A 13,488-nucleotide genomic window follows, 5' to 3' on the forward strand; every position below is an offset into this window, starting at 1 on the left:
GTTCACTCATCTTAGGATCATTTAATAAGTCATCAATTGTCTTTTTCTTGTTCATATTGTGTAAAGTTAGCAGACACACTTAAATGAACAGTCTCGGTGGTTTTTATGGAGATGTTAATTCCTCTTACTTTTTGTCTTGACACAAAAAGTAACAAAAAAGTCAAGACGGAGATATCCTATCCACCCACAAGGCCACCGCTGGCCCGGATCTCCGTCGTCCCGCCCACATTAAAACGCAGATAGTCACAATTCAAAGCCCCGTAGTGGGCTTAACTTTAAATAGCCCTGTACAAGGCGCTTGAATTTAGAAATAGTCAGAATGTTTGATATGCGCCGCAGTGCGGGGTTGAGATGTGCGCACGAATGACCGTGAGTCCCGGGGGATGTAGATATGGGGGAAGATGGTCGAAGTCGGGACGATATTGGAAAGTGGTTTGAGGAGGATAAAAGATTATTTAATGATCGGAATTGCAAATTTCTTTTATCAAGTTTCGGATCCCAAGGAATCTGGGCAAATTCCAAAAAGCAAATGAATTTTAGATTTTAAATGGTAGAATTCAGATTTAGGGGTATGGTAGTTTTATGGGGTATGGCTGAATTGATTATTTTTCTGATACAGTAGGTTTTAGGTGTTACACAGAGTATCGTTGAGGAACCTAGGAGGTACGAAAGCGGATAAACATAATAAATAATATGTGAAAATAGTGGATTAAAAAATTGTACTGAAAATGGGCTTGAAAATCAAATGTTTATATTCTTAGAATAATTATATGATTTCTTGGTTTTTCGCCAAAAGTCGGCGAATGGTCGGGAGGCATACGGGACACGGTCGGAACACGGTCGGGAGAGAGACGGGGGAAAATGGGGTAATTTTTGAATAAAATATGATTATTTTAGATTGATTTGTACTTTTTTTATATTGAAAAATTGGGTATTTTAGTGTGTGCCTTTTGGTTTTTACCGCGGAGGGCACAGAGGAACGCGGAGGGATTGTATGTTGGATTATAGGTTGTAGGATTTTGAATTAGAGAGCGGTTAGAGAACCGTAATGGTGTAGGGCCAAGCCCGCCTGCATCGGACAGGTCAAGAGACTTGAACCAGAAGCGATGATTGGAATTAAAAATTCTTTTTATCTGGTTTCGGAATTGCAAATTCCGAATAGCGGAGACTTGAGCAAGGGATATACCCAGCAGCAGATGGCCGACCTGATCCATACGCACAGGACAGGATACTCCAAGATGGAAAACAACCAGCAGGAGATCCCCGTCGATGCCCTTGTACTGGTCGCCAAAAGCTTCGGGATGTCGGTGGACGAGGTGATCTACTTCGACGAAAAGAACGGCGTCCCCGCCGAGGTCTCAGTCAACGACAAGGCAGCACTCGAACAGCTCCAGCTGATCAACGAACTCGACGAAGAGGAAAAATCCATCCTCCTGAAGCTTATTGAGACCTTCGTCTCCAAAAAACGATTCAAGGACTATTTACAAAAAAATATCGCTGCCCTGTAAATACAAAAAGCCCGGACATCGCCGGGCTTTTTGGTTTTACATATCTAATATATCTCCGATTTTATAAGATCCAGCAGCCTTGGGTTGTCTTCCATTAAGTTACCGTTTAAGATAGTATCGAAAAACTCCCCAAGACACAAAGTATCAGTCTTATTTGAATAATCAATCAATATTTTAATCCTAATATCAATAGATCTTATACTATCATTTGCCTTCAAACCCTGTAATTCTTTGCTAAGAGAAGTTAGGAATGCTTTATCCGATATCACTTTCGTGTCACGAAAAGTTAACATAAAGTCAATTGATTCACAGGTCACAGGTACCATTACATTAGTGTACTCTGGCAAATATGTCACCCTTACTTTATTGATCGCCCTACTTTCTCGTTCACAGGAAAGCAATGCAAACGAAAGGAACAACACAAACATTTGAAACAATCCAAAATTTTTCATCTGCTACCAGTTTTTATCCAGTGATTTTAATTGAGCCTCTCTCAATTTCTTGTAATAAGCCTCTGTTTTTGCCACATTCTTTTTGTTTGAAGTTGGCCCTGAAGTTATTACGCTTCTACCTGAGTGACTTGTTCTAGTAACACTATTGGCAGGAATTTCCCTATTTGAACGTGCGGTTTTTTGTTCGGATCCCGTAATAACTCGTCTCTCCTCTTTATTCCTATATTGTGAATCAGGTGTTCCCACTCCCTTTTTATAATTCTCAGGAGCAGTTTTGAACTCAAGAGCATGATCTGATTCATGCTCCAATACAGTGGCAGGAGATACGGTTGCTTTTTCATATTCTGCTCCCAATTCTGAATTCCAATAAATATTACCTCCCCTATGGCCTGATTCATATTCAGTAGACATTACACCAACAGCAATCTTGTTGTTAGTTGCAATCCCCTGCATTTTCTCTCCACCACCATTTTCAGCGTTGTAATTGTAAGCACTCAGGAACTGCTGGACGAACTCGTTTTTAGGGGCACCATCAGCATTGTTGCCGGTAAACCTGAAGTTCTGCTGCTTTCCTTTATCATCGGTGTACCAGATTAAAAAATCTTTACCGTCTGGGTCTATCATCAATATCGGGTTATTCGCTACCCAGCTGTAAGGCGACATGGAAGGGTATTTGTCGGCATGAGGATCCAATTGCCATGTCCGTCCAATAACCGGATCATATCCACGGGCTTCAAAATCGTAAATATTCAGGCTATGATCATCCAATAACTCTTTGCCCTGATAGAGGTACTTATTTACCTTCATACTACTTGCTTGAAACCCTAGCCCAGTAAGCTCCAATCCCCAAGGGTCGTAGTGGGTTTCCTGAATCACTGGAGAGCCAGTACTCATAATGCTGAAGTCATCAAACCATACGTTTTCGTCTGTTTCATTCACCAAGAACGTTTCCATAAATCCGTCTTGGGGAATATAGAGGTTATTTTCCAAAACTTCATGCTTATTCGCTGCATTTTTGCTCAAAATATGCTTACCAAATTCATAAAGGTTGCTATCCGCATCGTAAAGGGCATAGCCCATATATGCTTCTGGGGCATCTTTCTTTTGGAGGTCTTTGGCCATGATATCTATTATATTGAGGACTGTGATGGTATTGACACATCCGCCGCAGCGGGTTTTTTAATGATCGGAATTACAAATCCCTTTTATCTGGTTTTGGAGCGCCAGGAATCGGGGCAAATTCCGAATAGCGGAAGATTGCCAAAGCTTTGGGCGTGAAGCTCTCGGACTTATTTGATACAGATGATAAACTGGCCGATGTAAATTCTTATGATGCTTCCCTGATGGAAAAAATACAGCTTATCGAGACGCTCAACGATGAAGAAAAGAAAATGGTGTTTTCCTTTGTAGATGCGCTGGTAGGAAAGAAAAAATTAAAAGATGCACTTTCAGGAGTGCTTAATGATGTAAAATGAAAAAGCCAAGCTGATAAGCCTGGCTTTTTTATTTATTTTTTGAAGTACTCTGTTGTTATCAGTATCCCTCCCGCAATTAGCCCTCCAACTAACGACTGTAGAAAATAGGGAGCATCTTCGCTAAAATGATTCTCAAAGAGGTAGAGAAAAAGAGGTAGAAGAAAAAATATTGATAAAATTCCCAATGTTATCGAGCGAGATTGCTTTTGACTTCTAAAGAAGAAAATCAATATCAATACTGACAAAAGTAAATTCATCCAGATATGAGCATTCCAATTGTCTCCAAAAACATACAGCAATACTGCATTTAAGTGCCAAATTAGAATATTAAGCACAGGCATAAATGCCGATAAAATTAAGACAAGCGTTAATATTAGTGAAAATTTTATTCTTGCTATCATCTCAAAATCTGATTAATCATTGGTGAATCTTTTATTCCAGTCATCAATTCCAATCAACTTTCCATTCTCCATAACACCTTGAAAAATTCCATCTTGATTTACCATTATTGATATATTTACATCAAACATCGGCTTTTTCTTATCTCCCATTAAAGTCACAAAAGGCCCTTTATTGGGTCCTGCTTTAGACTGAAAAGCACCCAAGAATATTGAATTCTTATCATTATCAGTAACAAAACCTTCCGCATTGGGGAATTGATCTCCGCTTATCTGCCCTACAATACTTAAAATCTGATTACCGTTTTCTGCATCAGCTACATTAATATTTAGGTTGGTGTGAACATCAATATCCCAAGTAGGGCCACCATCTGGTGGTATTAAAGAAGGTGACATTGGAGGCAATAAAGCATCATTGTTCCCATATAAGTGAGTATTGATTTTACCCCCTGATATTGGTGCAGAAGAACCTCCATTTACATAGGCTTCCGAATAAGCCCAAGCTCAATAAACACTTGATGATAAATTTCCGTGTGCAGTTGTTGTTCCTGCCCCAGTTGTAGTTTCATAAGAGGAAACTTGCCTGATTCGCGATGATGCAGACATAGAAGTACTAAATCCTCTGTTATCTCCGTGCCATAGCCCGGCACCAAAACGCTTATATGGGGCAAAACTTCGAATATGAATATCGATTGGAAACTGTCCATCAGGATCGATAAACCTGAGAGGATTATTGAACCCAAAACTGTACGGTGACCAAGATGGCATCAGGTGTGCTTTAGGGTCAACAACGCTCCACCTGCCTATCGCAGGGTCATAGCCTCTGGCTCCATAGTCGTAGATGTTCAGGTTGAGATCGTCGACATATTCCTTCCCGTTGTAGAGATACCTATTCACCTTCATACCGCTTGCTTGGAAACCAAGTCCAGTAAGTTCTAAACCCCAAGGGTCATAGTGGGTTTCCTGAATCACTGGAGAGCCAGTACTCATAATGCTGAAGTCATCAAACCATACGTTTTCGTCTGTTTCATTCACCAAGAACGTTTCCATAAATCCGTCCTGGGGAATATAGAGGTTATTTTCCAAAACTTCATGCTTATTCGCAGCATTTTTGCTCAAAATATGCTTACCAAATTCATAAAGGTTGCTATCCGCATTCCCGATACGCTTTGCTTTCGGGACAAGCTATAAAGGGCATAGCCCATATATGCTTCTGGAGCATCTTTCTTTTGGAGGTCTTTGGCCATGATATCTATTATATTGAGGACTGTGATGGCATTGACACATCCGCCGCAGCGGGTTTTTTAATGATCGGAATTACAAATCCCTTTTATCTGGTTTGGACCCCGAGGAATCGGGGCAAATTCCGAATAGCGGAAAAGAGGAGAAAGGGAAAAGGTTAAAGGGGGGTGTAACCGTCTGACGGTTATGAAAGATCTTGAAAATTGACGGGAGCTTATTGAACCGTCTGACGGTTTGGGCAGTTAGAAAACTGCAATGGTTAGGGTCCAAGTCAGGAGACTTGAACCAGAAGGTGGCGAGTGTATTATGTGGATTCTGTTGATGGATTGTTTCCACAGATGAACACTGATGGACACTGTTTTAGTCATTGGTTGATTAGAAGATTGGAATATTGAAAAATTGGAAAGTTGGCAGTACCTTGCTCTGTACCTACAGCACTGTTATGGGGGTGTCATGTTTTTTTACCAAGCATTGAAATGCTGGGTTAAGAGGTCTGTAATATCTTCCTTCATTAATCAATCCTTTAGCATCAAAATAAAGTCTGAAGACTTATGAGTGGCAGTTTGAAAACTGCGATAGTTTAGGTCCAAGCCCGCCTGCATCGGACAGGTCATGAGACTTGAACCAGAAGGGTCTTTTAGTTTTTGCCGCGGAGGGCACAGAGGGACGCAGAGGGATTGTATTTTGGATTATAGGTTGCAAGATTTTGGATTAGAGAGCGGTTAGAGAACCGAAATGGTTTAGGTCCAAGCCCGCCTGCATCGGACAGGTCAAGAGACTTGAACCAGAAGCGATGATTGGAATTAAAAATTCTTTTCATCTGGTTTCGGAATTGCAAATTCCGAATAGCGGAGGTAATGGTCGCTCAGCTCCCCGGCGAAGTCCGCCTCGTTCCTGCACACGTACACCAGGTCGCCCATCAGCGTGTCCAGCTGCTCGGACAGCAGCTGCGGGTCGTGCTCTTCGCCCAGGAACCTGTCCAGCTCCCGGTAGTCGTATCGATACTCTTTTTCCTCTGCCATAAAACTTTCTTTAAAAATTTCCATCTGATAAATACCTCACAAAACTAACCCATTTAACTTTTACATGCAAGAGCTATGTTAATTGTATTTGACCTATAAGTGATGTATTTTTGTGAATCACTATCATATAACTCTCAAAAACGAGGTATTTATGGCTTTTTCAGACAGATTGGCGTTCGCCCGTAAGCAGAAAAAAATCAGGCAGGCTGACCTGGGGAAGCTCGTCGGGACTTCCGGGGATATCATCGGTAAGTATGAACGGGGCGAAAACATCCCCTCCATTGACGTAGCCGCCAAGATCGCCGATGCACTGGGGGTAACCCTGGATTATCTGGTAAAGGACGGGGAGTATGAGCGCATTGACAACGAAACGCTTAAAAAACTGAAGGAGATCCAAAACCTGGACCCGGAAAACAAGTCGCACGTCTTCGCCACCATCGATGCTTTTATCAAGGCGGCCAAACTCAAAAGTATTGCAGCACTATAAAACACAAAAGCCCGGCAGTGCCGGGCTTTTTTTAGTTGATTTAGACCACTTGATCTACAAGATCAATCATCCAAGATTCGTTCTTACCATATTTGTAATTGTCCTCCAAGACAACCTTTCCTTCACTTATCCATTTCCACTTCAAGTAATAAACAAACTCACCCTCGTGTGGGAGCTTGGTAATGAATCTTTCACGCTTTAGCTCCCTGTTTTGCTTATCGAACAAAACCCAATAGAGTTCAAACTCATTCAGATCCCAATTACACCAAAAACCTATTTTGTGCTTCCTGTCAGGTGATGACTTCGGTTTGCCTACATCAAAATGATATTCAAGATTCCTTTCCAAACATTGGTTATAGGCATCCAGAAGAGGGTCTTTTGACCATCCTTTCCTTGCGGCTATTTGCATTATTCCCTTATGTACAGCTTCCAATTGCATCTTTTTCTTGCCCTGTTTGTCTAAAACCGAATAACTAGAAAAGTCAAAGTGGTTTCTAATAGTAATAACATCCACATAGCTTTCATAATAATCTAACAATTCACCCCATTCTTCTCTAATATTGACATTTACTTTTACCACCTTGCCAGTATCAAAGTCTTTTAAAAAAGAACAGTACAGTTCAGGAATCGACCATGCTTCTGAATTGATTGACTGATTTTTATGTCCCTGCGTATAACAAGCTAATGTAATCTGATTAAGCATATTAATTAGGTCTAATTTGTCTTAGAGGCTTTTGATTATTATTATTTGTTCTGAAGTCCTGCACTTTCCCCTTTTTCCAATCTAGTGCCTGTTGTCTATTCCCTAAATTCCCATCTATTACTCGGCCTCCAATGTCAGGGTCATTGCCGTATTTTGATCTAACTTTCTGGTCGATCCTTGGAGACCCCCCAGTTGAGATTTGGTTGGCTGACCTTTTCTGTACGCTAATCCCGTGCTCTAAAACATCACCAGTTTTTTTGTTGAAAATTTCATAACCATGCTGGGCTTTCTGACTCAATTTGGAGTTGGCCTCCCTTAATCTACTTTTTTCAACTTCCGTATTAGTTATTTTTTAAAAAACTGCTTCACATTATAATTATCTATAGTGTTAGCTAGATCCAATGCACTTATCCCGTAATTATTTTTCATTTCTGGATCCGCGCCATATTTAAGTAACTTTTCAATTACCTCTCCCTTCCCCTCAGAAGAAAAAACTGCCCTCCACAAAACTGTGTTTCCAAAATTATCTTGAGAATTAACCTCAGCTCCATTTTCTAGAAGGATATGCACTAACTCTATTAAGTTTTCGTTTACAGAAAAGTGAAGAGGGCTCCAACCATTTTTGTCCGCCAAATTTATATTTACACCATTATTAATTAAAAATTCTGTAAACAATTTATTATTTTCTAATATTGTATAAATTAATAATGTTCTACCATCTTTATCTACAAAATTTAAATTTTCGAATCCTACTATTATCTCCGCAAAACTTACAAAATCATTTTTATATAAAAATGACTTAGCTTTATCAAATTTTTTATTCATAAAATTTATTTCTTTTCATATCTACGACTTCTATTAGAGCTAGGGTTTTCAACCTGATAAAGATTAGGATTATTCTCTGAATCCAGAACCTCTTTTCTGGTACTACCATTTTGTTTATGCATTTCCTTTCTGGTTCTCCATTCTTGACCTGGTCTATGTCCAATGTCAAATGGATCATCTTTTGGAATCACTTGACCAGTATTAGGATCTAAATAATCTCCATTCCGATTCTTCGGAGCATTATCTTTAACTTGTTCAACTGTTCCTTTCCGAAGCTTAACTCTATTTTTTGTCGCATCAATAGCATTATTAATAGTTTTGAGATGTTTGGGGACTTTTCCAAGTTTTGCAACGTCTCCTATTAGAGGTGCTACACCAGCATAACTGGCCATTCCACTCCAGAAATTTCCATTTTTCATTTCTATACTGCCAGCAGCAATATCCGCCGCTCCAGTTGGATCAAATATTCCAGCAATATCTAGCGCTGCAACTAAAATGTCATCTCCTTGGAAAGAATAATTACCTCCAAAATCTCCAACTAAGCCACCTGCATTAATATCGATATCAATAAGGTCGGTCACTACTGTAACACTGGAATTGTTCTCACCATGAATCCTGATATCAAACCTACCATCCGGATCTATCCTTGACAATGGATTGTTCTGCACAAAGTTGTACGGAGAAACCCAATCTCGCTTACTTGCCATTGGATCCACAACTCCCCACCTACCAAGCAAAGGGTCATACATCCTCGCCCCATAATCATACCAATCCAGATTGAGTTCGTCTTGGAATTCTTTGCCGTTGAATTTTTCACGGTTTGTGTGGTTGTTGTAGCTGTAGGCTAGGCCTGTGAGCTCACTGCCAAATGGATAGTAGTGTGATTCTTGGACGATTATAGGTGTTGTGCTTTGGACGGTGAAGTCATCAAACCACACGTTTTCTGATGTTTCATTGACCAGATATACTTCGATATATCCATCTTCTTCTACTTTCAGCGTATCTGAAAGGTACTCGTGTTTGTTTTTGGAGGCTTTGGTGAGCAAATGCTTGCCTCGGGCTACTTCTACACTGTCACTGTTGTAGAGGCTGTAGGCCATGTAGGCTTCGGGGACTTCTTTCTCTCCTAGGTCTCTGAGGATAAGCCAGAGTACATTTATGACTGCCAGCTCTCCTCCTGTTTTGCTTAGTCGGTTGCCTGATTCTGTCAGGCCTTGGATCAGTCGCTCCTTGTCTGCAAAACCTCCCGCAAACAGGGGTAAGTTAGCAGATTTCTTTTGATCTTCAAATCCTTAGGGGTTGATGGAGGTTTGATTTTAGTGAGAGAATTGAATTTGATATTAAGGTGATTCTCTCTTACTTTTTGTTCCCGAAATAATCGGGACAGGCTTTGACGCGAAAAGTAACAATCCCGAGGCATCGGGGCAAGACGGAGATATTCCCGATAGTGATCGGGACAGGCTCTATCCACCCACAAGGCCACAGCTGGCCCGGATCTCCGTCGTCCTGCCCGCATTAAAGCGCAGATAGTCAAAATACAGATCCCCAGAGGGGGATCAACACTTAGTAGCCCTGTACCAGGCGCATGAATGTAGGGATAGTCACAATGCTCGCTATGCGCCGTAGTGCGGGGTTGAGATGTGCGCACGAATGACCGCGAGTCCCGTTAATTATAGATATAGGGGAAAGGAATAGAGATCGGGACGATAAGGGGAGGGTGTTTTGAGGGGGATAAAGGGTTATTTAATGATCGCAATTGCAAATTCCGAAAAGCGGAAGACTTGAACCAGAAGGGTGATTGGAATTACAAATTCTTTTTATCTGGTTTTGCAATTGCAAATTCCGAATAGCGGCGAACCCTTCAATCGCAAGATTTTTATTCTTTGACATCAATCCAAGCATCGTAATTTAAAATTTTTCCATGCTTTTTTTTGTATAAAAAAGAGAAACATGAAACATTTGAAAAAGCATTCATTAATTCCCCTTTTATATAAAACTTGAGTTCTTTCTTTAAAATCTTATTTTCTTTATTTTGTGATATACTTAATTTAACCTTAGACTTTAAATATCCTTCAATTATCCTTAACGATTTATCAGGATTTGAATTTTTTTGCTGGATAAAAACTTCTTCTTTATTTGCAAATAAATCATAATACTGATCGTAGATATCAATTTGAAATTCAATTACCTCATTAGATATAGGATTTAGAAAAAATACACAGCGATTTTTCTCTGGAAATATTTCTACCCTTGAAGCCTCTAACTTCTTTAATTCAACACATTCTAGAAGGCTATAAATTTTTAACGACAAATCTTTAGTAACTCCATTAAGTTCTTCCATGAATTGCTTAATATCTGGTTTTTGAAAAAGAAATCCTGACATAATTACTTATTTATTTGAAAAATTTTATTTCCATTGTATTTCCCTCTAAACACATGGTTAGAACCATGATTTGACCACCCAATACCTGTTTTCATTCCTGTATTAAGAATTCCCCTCCTACCTTGAGGCACATAAACAGAATGATAACGACCAAAAAGAATACTTTTAGGGCCAAGAGTTGAAGATTGCCACATTGCTTCACCTAAACCATACTTCGCTACGTTCATGCCAAACCCAGCTCCTCTAGATATTAGAACCGCTTCAACAGCTTTTTCAGTACCAAACCCAAGATCATATCCCATTTCATAAGCTGACATATTTGGGATATTTTGTAGGTAGTTAATGGTTCTATCAGCCATTTGAGCTCGCATCATCATACCCTGAGGGCAAGTTTGACATCCCAACATTGCCATATCAAGCATTCCCTGCCCCAAATCTTTCCAACCTTGTGTTGTGCCTAAACTGGCAAAGAAATCTACAGTACTTCCAATACCTGCACCAAAACCATCAACAAATCCACTTCCGAAATTTCTGGTTTTTTTAATCTTTGAACCCTCAACAACAAATTCTGGCAAATCAGTACAGCAATCATTATTCTTATCTAGATCTACTCCTGTCAGATCAGGGTCGAAGTCTCCTTGACCGGCATCAGTTTCTTCGACCCACAAACCATTAGGATCGATGAATTTAATCGGATTATTCAGCGCATAATTGTATGGACTGAATGACTGATAGGAATTTGCCATCGGATCCACAACTCCCCACCTTCCCAATTGTGCATCATAGAATCTCGCCCCATAGTCGTACCATCCCAGATTGAGCTCATCCTGAAACTCTTTGCCGTTGTATTTCTCTCGGTTTGTGTGGTTGTTGTAGCTGTAGGCTAGGCCTGTGAGCTCGCTTCCAAATGAGGGCAAAGACGTGAGTCTTTGAGCCAGGTTGTGCGGTGGCTGCGATTCCTGGACGATGATGGGTGTACTGCTCATCACAGTAAAGTCATCAAACCACACATTCTCACTTGTCTCATTGACCAAGTAAACTTCGATATATCCATCTTCTTCCACTTTCAGCGTATCTGAAAGGTACTCGTGTTTGTTTTTGGAGGCTTTGGTGAGCAAATGCTTGCCTCGGGCTACTTCTACACTGTCACTGTTGTAGAGGCTGTAGGCCATGTAGGCTACGGGGACTTCTTTCTCTCCTAGGTCTCTGAGGATAAGCCAGAGTACATTTATGACTGCCAGCTCTCCTCCTGTTTTGCTTAGTCGGTTGCCTGATTCTGTTAGGCCTTGGATCAGTCGCTCCTTGTCTGCAAACCCTCCTGCAAACAGGGGTAAGTTAGTGGATTTCTTTTGATCTTCAAACTTTCCTTGTACACTTAGATTGAGTGTTTGCCCTTGCTGTACTTCTTGAGTTCTGATCGGGCCAAGAACCCTGCCTCTGTCGGCATTGAGCCAAACTACACGGTCACCTCCGTCAGTGGTATTGTGAAGATGGTCAGAGACTTGAACCAGAAGGGGGCTCGAGTGTATTATGTGGATTCTGTTGATGGATTGTTTCCACAGATGAACACTGATGGACACTGTTTTAGTCATTGGTTGATTAGAAGATTGGAAAGTTGGCAGTACTTTAGTCTGTACCTACAGCACTGTTATGGGGGTGTCATGTTTTTTTACCAAGCATTGAAATGCTGGGTTAAGAGGTCGGTCATGCCGATGGCATTTGTTCTTTGAAGTCTGAAGACTTATAAGTGGCAGTTTGAAAACTGCAATGGTTTAGGTCCAAGTCAGGAGACTTGAACCAGAAGGGAACAGAAAGGGCTCAAGCAGATCGATATCGCCACCCATATCGGGGTGGACAAGTCGGCATACAGCAAAAATAGAAAAGGGAACCAGGGCAATCACCGTGGATGAACTCTAGAAAGCAGCTCAGCTCTTTAACATGACCACCGACCAGATACTTGCATATGACGGGGACATCCCGTCCGAAGTCGTCATCGAGGACAAAACCGCCGTCGAACAGCTCAGGCTTATCCAGCAGCTAGAAGACGAGGACAGACAGACTATATTCAAGCTGATCGACAAGATGCTCACCAACAAAAAATTTAAAGACTTCTTCCAGAAAAATGTCGCTGCGCTATAAATGCAAAAAGCCCGGACTTGCCGGGCTTTTTTAATTATTTGAAGTTCAGGTAAGTCGTCACAAGTATTACCCCCACAGTAATAACTGCATAAATACCTGCTGTCCATAGTGCAACCTTGACAGGATCACTTGCTCCTGCCAAGTTGGTTAAATACCACTTGTTAACGTAGTAAATCAGAAGCAGTAATAAAGCAGCCTCTATTATTAATACTGTTGCTTGTGCGAACGCCAAACTTGTTAGGTCTTCCCTTAGTCCCCCGTTCTTCCATCGAAGGCGATCAGGAATAATGAACCCATTCAGGTATGTATTGGCGTAAAACAAAAAGCCGATGGAAGCTATTTGAAAAACCAGATTGTATATCCCGTATATTATATAACTTATCATTTGCTTATTTGTCTTTGTCCTCTCTCGGGAATGGTCCTGCAGGTTTGGATGTTCGTAGATTGTTAAAATCATCAAGGGAATAAGTCGTTCCTCCCATTGTTACATTTTGAAATACTCCTTTATCATTTATCCCAATTATCAAATCAATTGTAGAAACTTGTTTTTTATCAGCATTAACCAAATTTCCAGCACTTCCAAAAGCTGCTGCACCTCCTAAGAATACACTGTTTCCAGCTGCGTCCTGAACAAACCCTTCCGTTGCCGGAAATTGTTTACTGGAAAGATCGAACGAAATAGTTACTTGCCCTTTCTCTAAATTCTCTGTTATCGATAAAGCAGAACTAACTTCAATATTAGGAGCTAAGCCCTTAAATGTATCCCTCCGACCAACCCCATCTTGTAAAGAATGGATTTTATTTTGGACGGTATTCTTCCCAGTTTGATGGGAGAAGTTGATAAAGGTCTTTTT

At 40.7% G+C, this 13,488-nt stretch carries 17 protein-coding genes; 4 read left to right on the forward strand and 13 right to left on the reverse strand.

Annotated elements, in window-relative coordinates:
- Positions 1–1,106: 1,106 nt before the first annotated feature.
- Positions 1,107–1,508, forward strand: coding sequence for a helix-turn-helix domain-containing protein (locus BW935_RS17570; RefSeq protein ID WP_084565988.1), 402 nt, complete (start codon positions 1,107–1,109; stop codon positions 1,506–1,508).
- Positions 1,509–1,963: 455 nt separating this feature from the next.
- On the opposite strand, the gene BW935_RS17580 is transcribed toward BW935_RS17570, so the two are convergent.
- The gene (locus tag BW935_RS17580; RefSeq protein WP_076503095.1) at positions 1,964–3,082 is read right to left on the reverse strand and encodes an RHS repeat domain-containing protein; all 1,119 of its coding nucleotides are present in this window, start codon (positions 3,080–3,082) and stop codon (positions 1,964–1,966) included.
- Between the two features lie 152 nt (positions 3,083–3,234).
- On the opposite strand from BW935_RS17580, the gene BW935_RS17585 reads away from it, so the two are divergent.
- Positions 3,235–3,435 (forward strand): hypothetical protein, encoded by a 201-nt coding sequence (locus tag BW935_RS17585; protein WP_076503096.1) that lies wholly within the window; start codon positions 3,235–3,237, stop codon positions 3,433–3,435.
- Between the two features lie 413 nt (positions 3,436–3,848).
- On the opposite strand, the gene BW935_RS17595 is transcribed toward BW935_RS17585, so the two are convergent.
- The 4 genes from BW935_RS17595 to BW935_RS17605 all read right to left on the reverse strand — a co-directional run bounded on the left by BW935_RS17595 (position 3,849) and on the right by BW935_RS17605 (position 6,097).
- Positions 3,849–4,229, reverse strand: a complete 381-nt coding sequence (locus BW935_RS17595; protein WP_076503098.1) for a hypothetical protein — start codon at positions 4,227–4,229, stop codon at positions 3,849–3,851.
- Between the two features lie 108 nt (positions 4,230–4,337).
- A complete protein-coding gene (locus tag BW935_RS17600) occupies positions 4,338–4,883 on the reverse strand; it encodes an RHS repeat domain-containing protein (protein ID WP_139325575.1) in 546 nt (181 codons plus the stop codon).
- A gap of 65 nt (positions 4,884–4,948) precedes the next feature.
- Complete coding sequence (locus BW935_RS18815; protein WP_262484348.1) at positions 4,949–5,080, reverse strand: hypothetical protein; 132 nt, start codon at positions 5,078–5,080, stop codon at positions 4,949–4,951.
- Between the two features lie 798 nt (positions 5,081–5,878).
- Positions 5,879–6,097 carry a hypothetical protein gene (locus BW935_RS17605; protein ID WP_139325573.1) on the reverse strand — a complete coding sequence of 73 codons (219 nt, stop codon included), beginning with the start codon at positions 6,095–6,097 and terminating at the stop codon, positions 5,879–5,881.
- A 151-nt stretch (positions 6,098–6,248) separates the two neighbouring features.
- Between BW935_RS17605 and BW935_RS17610 the strand changes: the two genes are divergently transcribed.
- Positions 6,249–6,584 (forward strand): helix-turn-helix domain-containing protein, encoded by a 336-nt coding sequence (locus BW935_RS17610; protein WP_035080001.1) that lies wholly within the window; start codon positions 6,249–6,251, stop codon positions 6,582–6,584.
- A 40-nt stretch (positions 6,585–6,624) separates the two neighbouring features.
- Here the strand turns inward: BW935_RS17610 and BW935_RS17615 are convergent, their stop codons facing one another.
- From BW935_RS17615 to BW935_RS17640, 6 genes are all read right to left on the reverse strand, one after another.
- Positions 6,625–7,287, reverse strand: coding sequence for a hypothetical protein (locus BW935_RS17615; RefSeq protein ID WP_076503101.1), 663 nt, complete (start codon positions 7,285–7,287; stop codon positions 6,625–6,627).
- Between the two features lies 1 nt (position 7,288).
- The gene (locus BW935_RS17620; protein ID WP_076503102.1) at positions 7,289–7,585 is read right to left on the reverse strand and encodes a hypothetical protein; all 297 of its coding nucleotides are present in this window, start codon (positions 7,583–7,585) and stop codon (positions 7,289–7,291) included.
- A 47-nt stretch (positions 7,586–7,632) separates the two neighbouring features.
- A complete protein-coding gene (locus BW935_RS17625) occupies positions 7,633–8,112 on the reverse strand; it encodes an ankyrin repeat domain-containing protein (RefSeq protein WP_076503103.1) in 480 nt (159 codons plus the stop codon).
- 5 nt (positions 8,113–8,117) lie between these two features.
- Positions 8,118–9,212, reverse strand: a complete 1,095-nt coding sequence (locus BW935_RS17630) for a GH-E family nuclease (RefSeq protein ID WP_076503104.1) — start codon at positions 9,210–9,212, stop codon at positions 8,118–8,120.
- Positions 9,213–9,988: 776 nt separating this feature from the next.
- Positions 9,989–10,495 carry a hypothetical protein gene (locus BW935_RS17635; protein ID WP_076503105.1) on the reverse strand — a complete coding sequence of 169 codons (507 nt, stop codon included), beginning with the start codon at positions 10,493–10,495 and terminating at the stop codon, positions 9,989–9,991.
- A 2-nt stretch (positions 10,496–10,497) separates the two neighbouring features.
- Positions 10,498–12,087, reverse strand: a complete 1,590-nt coding sequence (locus BW935_RS17640) for an RHS repeat-associated core domain-containing protein (RefSeq protein ID WP_076503106.1) — start codon at positions 12,085–12,087, stop codon at positions 10,498–10,500.
- A 346-nt stretch (positions 12,088–12,433) separates the two neighbouring features.
- Here BW935_RS17640 and BW935_RS18740 point away from each other — a divergent pair, with 346 nt between their 5' ends.
- The gene (locus BW935_RS18740) at positions 12,434–12,634 is read left to right on the forward strand and encodes a transcriptional regulator (RefSeq protein WP_076503107.1); all 201 of its coding nucleotides are present in this window, start codon (positions 12,434–12,436) and stop codon (positions 12,632–12,634) included.
- Between the two features lie 34 nt (positions 12,635–12,668).
- Here BW935_RS18740 and BW935_RS18240 read toward each other — a convergent pair whose 3' ends face one another.
- Both BW935_RS18240 and BW935_RS18510 read right to left on the reverse strand, forming a co-directional pair.
- Positions 12,669–12,866 carry a hypothetical protein gene (locus BW935_RS18240; protein WP_139325574.1) on the reverse strand — a complete coding sequence of 66 codons (198 nt, stop codon included), beginning with the start codon at positions 12,864–12,866 and terminating at the stop codon, positions 12,669–12,671.
- A gap of 157 nt (positions 12,867–13,023) precedes the next feature.
- On the reverse strand, positions 13,024–13,488 hold a 465-nt coding region (locus tag BW935_RS18510), incomplete at its 5' end, for a hypothetical protein (RefSeq protein ID WP_175606695.1).

Origin of the sequence: Belliella pelovolcani (assembly GCF_900156785.1) — a bacterium.
In the GTDB taxonomy this organism is placed as follows: Bacteria; Bacteroidota; Bacteroidia; order Cytophagales; family Cyclobacteriaceae; genus Belliella; species Belliella pelovolcani.

What these genes read in the sequence shown, in the direction of transcription:
- BW935_RS17570 (WP_084565988.1), top strand. Translation starts at nt 1,107, where the DNA reads ATGATTGGAATTAAAAATTCTTTTTATCTGGTTTCGGAATTGCAAATT.
- BW935_RS17580 (WP_076503095.1), bottom strand. Translation starts at nt 3,082, where the DNA reads ATGGCCAAAGACCTCCAAAAGAAAGATGCCCCAGAAGCATATATGGGC.
- BW935_RS17595 (WP_076503098.1), bottom strand. Translation starts at nt 4,229, where the DNA reads ATGTCACCTTCTTTAATACCACCAGATGGTGGCCCTACTTGGGATATT.
- BW935_RS17600 (WP_139325575.1), bottom strand. Translation starts at nt 4,883, where the DNA reads ATGGAAACGTTCTTGGTGAATGAAACAGACGAAAACGTATGGTTTGAT.
- BW935_RS18815 (WP_262484348.1), bottom strand. Translation starts at nt 5,080, where the DNA reads ATGGCCAAAGACCTCCAAAAGAAAGATGCTCCAGAAGCATATATGGGC.
- BW935_RS17605 (WP_139325573.1), bottom strand. Translation starts at nt 6,097, where the DNA reads ATGGCAGAGGAAAAAGAGTATCGATACGACTACCGGGAGCTGGACAGG.
- BW935_RS17610 (WP_035080001.1), top strand. Translation starts at nt 6,249, where the DNA reads ATGGCTTTTTCAGACAGATTGGCGTTCGCCCGTAAGCAGAAAAAAATC.
- BW935_RS17615 (WP_076503101.1), bottom strand. Translation starts at nt 7,287, where the DNA reads ATGCTTAATCAGATTACATTAGCTTGTTATACGCAGGGACATAAAAAT.
- BW935_RS17625 (WP_076503103.1), bottom strand. Translation starts at nt 8,112, where the DNA reads ATGAATAAAAAATTTGATAAAGCTAAGTCATTTTTATATAAAAATGAT.
- BW935_RS17630 (WP_076503104.1), bottom strand. Translation starts at nt 9,212, where the DNA reads ATGGCCTACAGCCTCTACAACAGTGACAGTGTAGAAGTAGCCCGAGGC.
- BW935_RS17635 (WP_076503105.1), bottom strand. Translation starts at nt 10,495, where the DNA reads ATGTCAGGATTTCTTTTTCAAAAACCAGATATTAAGCAATTCATGGAA.
- BW935_RS17640 (WP_076503106.1), bottom strand. Translation starts at nt 12,087, where the DNA reads ATGACTAAAACAGTGTCCATCAGTGTTCATCTGTGGAAACAATCCATC.
- BW935_RS18740 (WP_076503107.1), top strand. Translation starts at nt 12,434, where the DNA reads ATGACCACCGACCAGATACTTGCATATGACGGGGACATCCCGTCCGAA.